The organism is Archangium violaceum Cb vi76 (genome assembly GCF_000733295.1).
Taxonomy (GTDB): domain Bacteria; phylum Myxococcota; class Myxococcia; order Myxococcales; family Myxococcaceae; genus Archangium; species Archangium violaceum.
Genome location: NZ_JPMI01000184.1, coordinates 1 through 342 on the forward strand (window position 1 = coordinate 1; position 342 = coordinate 342).

Sequence of the window (342 nt, forward strand, 5' to 3'; positions counted from 1 at the left end):
CCCCCAGGCGGCGCTCGAAGTCCGTCCACCAGGTGCGCAGGTGCTCCACGTGGGAGGCCTTCCCCTCGGCGATGGCGTCCAGCGTCTCCTCGAGCTGGGCGGTGTAGTCGACGGCGACCAGGGAAGCGAAGGCCTCGGCGAGGACCTCGTCCACGGCCTGCCCACGCACGGTGGGGGTGATGAAGCCCTTGGCGTCCTCTTCGATGTACTGGCGCCGGAGGAGGACGCCCTCCTTGCCAGCGATTTGGGCGTAGGTGGACGGGCGGCCGATGCCGGTGCGCTCCATCTCCTTGGCGAGCGAGAGGAGGGTGGAGCGGGCGGGCGGTTGCGTCTGCTTCTTCG

Annotated in this window: 1 protein-coding gene; it reads right to left on the reverse strand. The window is 70.2% G+C overall.

The window, feature by feature from the left end; translation table 11 throughout:
* Positions 1-342 (reverse strand): DNA topoisomerase (locus Q664_RS26260; protein WP_043401460.1); only part of this gene is annotated, 342 nt, incomplete at both ends.